General features: G+C 69.4%; 5 protein-coding genes. All 5 read right to left on the bottom strand.

What is annotated here, in order from left to right:
• Positions 1-1303, bottom strand: a 1303-nt coding sequence (locus D7Y13_RS37000) for a ribonuclease H-like domain-containing protein (RefSeq protein ID WP_120630959.1), incomplete at its 3' end; no start/stop codon positions are given.
• Positions 1304-1319: 16 nt separating this feature from the next.
• Entirely contained in the window at positions 1320-3740 is a 2421-nt protein-coding gene (locus D7Y13_RS36995; RefSeq protein ID WP_199732928.1) for a DEAD/DEAH box helicase, read from the bottom strand.
• A gap of 150 nt (positions 3741-3890) precedes the next feature.
• Positions 3891-4361 (bottom strand): NUDIX hydrolase, encoded by a 471-nt coding sequence (locus D7Y13_RS36990; RefSeq protein ID WP_120585479.1) that lies wholly within the window; start codon positions 4359-4361, stop codon positions 3891-3893.
• Positions 4362-4412: 51 nt separating this feature from the next.
• A complete protein-coding gene (locus D7Y13_RS36985; RefSeq protein ID WP_120537305.1) occupies positions 4413-5327 on the bottom strand; it encodes a DUF2381 family protein in 915 nt (304 codons plus the stop codon).
• A gap of 26 nt (positions 5328-5353) precedes the next feature.
• Positions 5354-5701: a hypothetical protein gene (locus D7Y13_RS36980; protein ID WP_120630958.1), complete on the bottom strand. Its 348-nt coding sequence runs from the start codon at positions 5699-5701 to the stop codon at positions 5354-5356.
• Positions 5702-6107: the final 406 nt, after the last annotated feature.

Genomic DNA, 6107 nt, shown 5'->3' with positions numbered 1-6107 from the left:
CGTTCCCGCCGCCCTCCGCCGCCGCCTTCGCGAACGCGAGCGCGCGCTCCGCGTCCCCTGCCCGCTCCGCCACCACCGCGAAGCCGAGCAGGTCGCGGGGATCCTGCTGCTCCGTCCCCTCCGCCCGGAAGCGGCGCACGAGGTCCCCCAGCAGCGCCGCCAGCAGCAACAGGTCTTTCTGGTTGTGCTCCAGCACCGGCACCAGCTCCGAGCCGTCCGTCCCCCGCAGGAAGCGGAAGTACAGCTCCGGGATGAGCGACCCGTCCACGTCGTCCACCCGGTGGTGGCCCAGCACCTTCGACTCCAGGTGCACCAGCCGCGCACCCTCGCCCCGGTGCTTGAACACACGCCGCGCGCAGTGCAGCAGGTCCAGGTGCGGCAGCTCCTTCGGCACCGGCACCCGGTTGAGCACGAAGCGCGTGCGCAGCAGTGGCCAGTCGAAGCTCTTGCCGTTGTACGTGACGAGGCAGGACGACGACGCCATGCGCTCGGCCAGCAGCCGCAGCATCGGCGCCTCTTCACCCATGCGCCGGAGGAAGAGCTGCTGCACGCGCAGCGACCGGCCCTCGAACCACGCCAGCCCCACCAGGAACGGCACCGTGCCCGTGCCTCCCGCGAGCCCCGTCGTCTCCGTGTCCAGCATCAGCATCCGCGTGAAGTCCACCGACTCCAACTCCGGATGCAGCGCGAGACTCGCCACCAGCCGGGCCTCCACGTCGAGCGCCGCCGCCACCGGGGCCGTGCCGTGGTGGTGCTCCGGCGCGTACAACTGCTCCGCCACGTGCACCGTGCCGAACGACGTCGTGCGCGCCTCCACCGGCAGCGCCCGGGGCTCGGGCACCGGGGCCACCGACCGCCGCGCGGAGGCCGTGCCCTGACGCTCCGCCCAGAACGACAGCATCTGGCGCAGCGACTCCACCCGGGGATCCGCCGGGCCGTCCGCGCTGCCTGCCTTCCGGGCAGCGAACCGTCGCCGTGCTTCCTCTCGCAGGTCCACGAGGCCGGAGGCCGCTTCGTCCCGAGCCCCGTCACGCGGACCCGAGGGCTCCGCGAAGCCACCCGCCTCGCGCGAGACCGGCCCGGGAGCAGGACCCTCTTCCCCCTCCATGGACAGGCGCTTGCGAAGCGCCTCCACCAACACCTCCGCGAGGGTGGTCGTCCCTGCTTCTTCGACCTTGGGGACGTCCGGAGGTGACGCGTGCTGGGGACGCGCCTCCACCACGGTGTTCACCGGGGCCGGCGTTCCCCGCGAGCCGCCTGGGCCCGCGCTGGTGAGTCGCGACAGCTTGCGCTTCAGGTCCATGCGCCGTCCGTGCTCCTCACTGCACTCCCGCGACGCCGAGCGCCGCCAGGAGCTCCAGCGCCAACCGCTTGCGCGGATGCGCTCCCACCGGAGCACTCCCCGGCTGACCACCCGCCGCCGGCCCGATGCACGCCGGACAGCCGTCCTCGCACGGACACGACTCCAGCAGCTTGCGACCGCGCAGCAGCAACTCCTCGCGCTGATCGTACAGCCGCGCCGCCAGCCCCACGCCACCGGGCACGTTGTCGTAGAGGAACAGCGTCGGCTCGAAGCCCACCCCACCCTCCTTGCGCGGCGGACCGTCCGGTTCATCCCGGCTGCCGAGCGTCCGCCCCAGGTCGCGCGGGTCGCTCATCAACCCCACGCACGCCACCGTGCGCAGCGCCGAACCCAGGCCGCGCAGCGCATCGATGACCGCCGGACGGGGTGCATCCATCGACCGCACCACCGCCTCCGGCACCGTCAGCCACAGCGCGGTGGTGTGCATCTGCATCTCTGGCAGCCGCACGTCGCCGTAACCCACGTTCTCATGCGTGTGGTACTTGATCTTCTTGTAGCCCACGACCTTCTCGATGACGGACACCTCGCCCAGCCCCGCGTGCAGCGTCGGGCCCACGGGCGCGCCCTGGTCCTCCTGGATCACGCTCACGCGCACGTTCGTCATCGCGTCGGTGAAGTAGTCCGGCGCCACCTTGCGCACGAACGCCTTGTGGTTCTCCAGGTCCAGCAGCTCCACCTGATACTGCTCCGAGTCGTGCTGGTAGATGGCCTGCTCGTGCAGCTGCGTGTGCGCGGAGCGGAAGTCCATCTCCGCCAGCGTCCGGTCGCTTCCGCGCTCGATGACCACCACGTTGTCCCAGCCCACGCTGCGCAGCGACACGTGGTGCGCCGGGTACGCGTCCGACGACCAGTGGAACATCCGCCGCCCGCCCTCCGCCGCCTGCGACGGGTGCACCACCTGGTGCTGCGTGAGGAAGTCCAGCGCCTCCGTGGTGTTCTCCACCGGCACGTCCCCGAACGCGTCCCCTTCCTCGAAGGGCAGCTCGAAGGCCGCGCACTTCAGGTGCTGCACGAGGATCTCCACGTTGTCCGGATCAATGCGCGCATGCTCCACCGGCGCGCCCGTGAGCGCCTTTGGATCCGACGCGAAGTACTGATCCAACGGAGCGCTCGATGTGACGAGCAGCGCCAGGCTCCCCATGCCCCGGCGCCCCGCCCGTCCGAAGCGCTGCGACAGCGCGGCCACGGAGCCCGGGTAGCCCGCGCACACCACCGCGTCCAGCGACCCGATGTCGATGCCCAGCTCCAGCGCGTTGGTGGCCACCACGCAGCGCACCTCGCCCGCGCGCATCGCGGCCTCGGTGGCGCGCCGGGTGCCCGGCAGGTAGCCGCCCCGGTAGCCCTGGATGAGCGACGGATCCAGCTTCTCCTCCACGAACCGGTCGCGCAGGTACTTGAGCATCACCTCCACGTTGTTGCGCGACTGTCCGAAGAGCAGCGTGGACACGCCCGCGCGCACCAGGTCCGCGGTGAGCCGCACGGCGCTCTTGAGGTAGCTGGCGCGGATGCCCAGCTCCGCGTTCACCACCGGAGGGTTGTAGACCAGCACCCGCCGCTCGCCGGACGGAGCGCCGCTCTCCGACACCAGCGCCACCTCGCGCCCCAGCATCCGCTCCGCGTGCGCCTTGGGGTTGCCGATGGTCGCCGACGCCAGGATGAACGTGGGCGACGCGCCGTGGAACCGCGCCACCCGCTGCAACCGGCGCAGCACGTTCGCCAGGTGCGAACCGAAGACACCCCGGTACGTGTGCAGCTCGTCGATGACCACGTAGCGCAGGTTCGCGAACAGCCGCGCCCAGTTCGCGTGGTGCGGCAGGATGCCCGTGTGCAGCATGTCCGGGTTGGTGAGCACCACACCCGCGCGCTCCCGGGCGGCCCGCCGCGCATCCCCCGGCGTGTCTCCGTCGAAGGTGATGGCGCCGTGGCCCAGGCCCGCCTCGCGCATGAACGCCCGCAGCGACTCTTCCTGATCGCGCGACAGGGCCTTCGTGGGGAACAGGTAGAGCGCCCGAGCGTCCGGCTCGCGCGCGAAGCGATCCAAGAGCGGCAGGTTGTAGCAGAGGCTCTTGCCGGACGCGGTGGGCGTGGCGATGACCAGGCTCTCCCCGTCCCGGGCGCGCTCGAAGGCCTCCGCCTGATGGGAGAAGAGCTGCTCCACGCCCCGCTTGCGCAGCGCGTCCCGCACTTGAGGCGCCAGGTCCTCCGGCAGCGGCGCGAAGACCCCGGCCCGAGCGGGCGTCACCGCGTCGAGGACCATGTTCGGCCACACCTGCCGGTCCGTCCGCCACCCCTGGAGCACGGCATCCAGCCCGCGATCCCCCGACCACGGTGAGCGACGCGGGCCGGAAAAAGCCTCGGTTTCCTTCTCGGGCTTCATAGGGCCGGGCACTGTACAGACGTGTACCGGGAAGGACAACGCGCGTCACGCGCTCCCTGGCACCCGGTGGGTGACCCTTCCCGACACCCGCCGGTTTCACCTTCCTGGCTTCAAGTATGGATTATTGCTGAGCACCCCACCGGGGGCCGGTCAGGCCTCGTCGTCCGGCAGGAGCATGCGGAGGAGCGCGTCGTCGGGTCCCAGTGGGCGCCAGCCCGGCTGTGGCGGCGAGGCGCGAAGCGCGGCCATGACCTGATCGGCGCGGTCCAGGTGGGTCTCCGGGGTGTAGCCACTCCAGAGGCCGAGCGCCTTGGCGACCGCGAAGCGGGACGTGTCGTCCATCACGGCAGGCCAGCCATCAGGGAGGCTCTGGGACAACTCGCGCACGAGCAGATCGCGGACAAAGCGCGTGACCTGCTTGCGCTGTTCCGCCTCCGCGAGCAATCCGCTCAAGACCTGCACGCCCGCGACATCTTCCCTGCCAAGTTCCTCGGCCAGTTGATGCACGGGGACCGCAGGACGTGCATTCGCGAAGGCGGTGAGCGAATCAAAACCACGCTCACGGGCGCGCTCATACAGCCGAACCCTCCAATTTCCCTTCCAGGAACGTCCGTCCATTATCGACTCCCCACGGAAACAAGGCTCATCCATGGCCTGCTCCTCAACGCCTTCCTACGGGAACGTCACGTTGCTGATCGTGACGGTGCGCGGGCCGCCTTCCTCCCAGAGCTTGAGCGAGAAGTTCCCTTGGGCAGCAGCGGTCGTGGTCTCGGCTTCGACCACGACGCGCCGGGCCTCTCCCACGGGTATGGGTTGCTCCTGCCACACGCGGAGCACCTTCAAATCCGCTCCAGCCTTGCCTCGAAGCAACGCGCCCTTCGCACTCCAAGGCTGAGCACCTGACCTCACCATCAGCATGAGTTCCACGGCGACACCCGTCCTGGAACGGTAGCTATTAACCAGGTTTGCTTCGAGCGCGTTCCCAGCAGCCTGGGCAACATCTTGGGTCACGACCCTGCCGGCCACTCCCGAATCATCCAGTGCTCCCGTGGAGATGAGCCCCGTCAGGCCCGCTGGCGCATCGTGCTCGGCGCTCAACCGCGCGTTCTCGCCCTGGCAGATCAGCAGCTTCGCGTGAGCCTCCCTGGCTTCTTGCTGGTAGGTCTCAATCGTCCGCTTCCCACGATAGACCTCGACGAGTGGCTCCGCCTTCGCGGGATGGGCTCGCAGCAGGAAGAAGGCCCTCACTGGCGACGCTCCATCCCGGAAGCGCACGACCAGCCGGAACGTCTCGCCAGGGTTCACGCGCGACGAAGGAACCAATCGGAGGGTGGCTTGCCCCACGTCCACCAGCGAGAAGCGCTCCCGGCCTTCCAGTTCGATGCCGTCGCTCAGTAGGTCTGAATCGAAATAGAAGCCAGATGACAGCCCTGGGCTCACCGCGATTTCGGATGGGAGAGGAGCTTCGTCAGGGGCCAGCTCGATGCGGCGCGCCCCCGGCACGGTGGATGGGAATTCCGCCTGAGCGACAGCGGCTCCGCTCGTGAACAGGAATCCCAGCAGAACGGCGAAGGAAGAAGAAGGCACTCGACGATGGCTCCCGGACAGGCTTGCTACTCGAACCCACCGACCGCCTTCACGTAGGCGGCCGTGAAGATGCGGGCACTGGAGGGCGAATCGTCTCCGGGCTCGCGGGCCATCCCTCGCGCCCCTCCCTCCGCGTAGACCTCCATGCACACGGGAAAGCTGTCACCCTTCGGCGTCGTCGCCCACGTCAGGCGCCCATAAACGCGGTCTCTCACGATGAGCCGGCCCGACAGTACTGTGTTGCTCGGCATGTCCGCCCAGGGGCCAGCCAGGATCAGCTCCGTGGGTCCCTCACGCACTGAGATGAACTGAGGCCGACCGAAGACAAAAAGCGCGCCGTGCTTGTCTTCCAGTTTGATCTTCAGCTTCGCCATGGCCTTCACGGCCCCCACGGGACATGGCTCGGGAGGAGGCGCCGGACGTATTTGGGGACTGGGGCATCCGAGGGCCGCGCAGGTTGCGACGGTCCCCACCGCGCGGGCCATGACGCTCATGCCCTTCTTCACGAGTTTCGACGGGAGCTGAAGGGATGGGGTCTGCGTTGTCTGCGTCGTCACGGTGGCTGAATCCTCCTGGAGCATCGCGGGATGAGCGACGGCCGCGGCGATGGCCTCCGGCCCGGTGAGAGCTGCGGCCAGACCACCTTTAGGCGACTTGCCAGCGGGCGCTACTTCCTGACGGGTGGACGAGGGGCCCGAAGCGCGTGGCCCCCGCCACCCCAGCACCGCAGCCGCTCACGCCTCGCTCCGATGTCTTCAGTCTGGGCGTGCTGCTGGTGGA

Origin of the sequence: Corallococcus praedator, assembly GCF_003612125.1 — a bacterium.
GTDB classification, from domain to species: domain Bacteria; phylum Myxococcota; class Myxococcia; order Myxococcales; family Myxococcaceae; genus Corallococcus; species Corallococcus praedator.
The sequence above is the reverse complement of the archived record's forward strand: the minus strand, read 5'-3'. Positions and strand labels throughout refer to the sequence as shown.